Raw genomic sequence first — 1,673 nt, 5'->3', positions numbered from 1 at the left:
CCACCGACATTTAGGTTTAGTGGGCGTCCGCGGACGGCGCGAGCCCACCGACCGGAACATCTTGGTGATTCCTGATTTTTGAGTGGCCGTCCGAGGGCGCGTCTCGGGTGCCGACTGGTGTCTCTATTCGGGAACTTGGAGCCGCTGGAGAGCGGACTTCTACTTACGGAATGTCTGGGCCATGCCCGTCGGAGCCGGGGACTGACCTGGATCCGTCGAAAGGATGTGCGTGGAACTGATATTGGGTATCGACCTGGCCTGCCGGACTGCTCACCAAGCATCGCTGGCTCGCCCTGATGGGACGTTCGTATGGACCGGACGAAAGTTCTTCACCCGACCCGCCGAACTTGAGAAACTTTGGAAGGCGATCGAACTCGGCAAGCAAGACACGCTGCGCGTCGTGATGGAGCCGACCCGCAACGCATGGGCCCCGCTCGCATCGTGGTTTCGCCACCGCGGCGCCCGGATCTCGATGGTGCCCACCACCCAGTCGGCAGACCTGCGCGCCTACTACTCCAAACACACCAAAAACGATCGTCTGGATTCCAGGCTGCTGGCCCGACTGCCGCTGCTGCACCCCGAAGGGCTGCGCGAGCACACCGGTGACGGTCCGGCCGAACCGCTGCGACGGGTCGTCAAAATCCGCTCCTCGATTGTCAAACGCCGCACCGCGGTCTTCCAGCGACTCGACGCCCAACTCGAGCTGCTCGGGCCGGCCTGGTACGACGCCCTGGGATCCAACTACGGCAAGGCCGCACTGGCGCTGCTCGCCCGCTACGGCGACCCCCACAGCCTGATCCGTCTCGGACACGCCCGGCTGACCCGGTTCCTGATCCGCCATTCTCGCGGCGCCTGGCGTGAACCCCACGCCACCATGCTGTTGACCGCTGCCCAAGAATCACTGCAGCTGTGGGGATCTGGCGCGGATGCCCGCATCGACTTCGCCGAACTGGCCGCCGATATCGCCACCGAGGCCGAACAAGCTCAGATGCTCACCGAGCAGATCGACGACCTCGACGAGCGCTGCGCCAACCTCTACGCCGAGGCCGACCCCACCGCAATCATCGCCTCAGCACCCGGCGTTGGGCCCGTCACCTGCGCCATCATCGCCGGCCGCATCGGCGACCCGCACCGATTTCATTCCCTGGCCGCGATCCGCGCCTATTCGGGTCTCGTTCCCAAGCTCAGCCAGTCCGGACAAGCCGAACACCAGCACGGGCTCACCAAAGCTGGCGACCCGCTACTGCGTGAAGCCCTCTTCAACGCCGCCGACCAGGCCCGCAAAATTGATCCGCAACTGGCCGCAAAATACCAACGCCTGATGAGCACCGAGCGACACCACGACTCAGCGATCTGCCACATCGCCACCATCCTGCTCACCCGCATTGCCACCTGCTGGCGCACCGGCCAGCACTACGTTCTGCGCGACACCGACGGCCGCCCGGTCACCGAGGAGGAAGGCCGCCGCACCATCCGCACCCACCACACCGTCGACAAGAAGACCCGCATCAACGCTGCTAGCAAGCGTTACTCACAACGCCAGAAAGGCAGGACAGGCCGGGAACAACAGGAGTCGCCAAGCGCTCCAATTCACCGGCCCGTCCATCCCAGGATAAAACCCACCGAAGTCGCTTAACTCCACCGAAGCCGCTTGACTCTCGTTAGGAACTCAA

The 1,673-nt window shown here is 64.3% G+C and carries 1 protein-coding gene; it reads left to right on the top strand.

Features of this window, described 5'->3' with window-relative positions; genetic code table 11:
• Positions 1-223: 223 nt before the first annotated feature.
• Positions 224-1,636 carry an IS110 family RNA-guided transposase gene (locus ACYQ8K_RS30035; RefSeq protein WP_083062566.1) on the top strand — a complete coding sequence of 471 codons (1,413 nt, stop codon included), beginning with the start codon at positions 224-226 and terminating at the stop codon, positions 1,634-1,636.
• The last annotated feature ends 37 nt before the right edge of the window (positions 1,637-1,673 follow it).

Source organism: Mycobacterium sp. MUNTM1, from assembly GCF_054660795.1.
The sequence above is the reverse complement of the archived record's forward strand: the minus strand, read 5'-3'. Positions and strand labels throughout refer to the sequence as shown.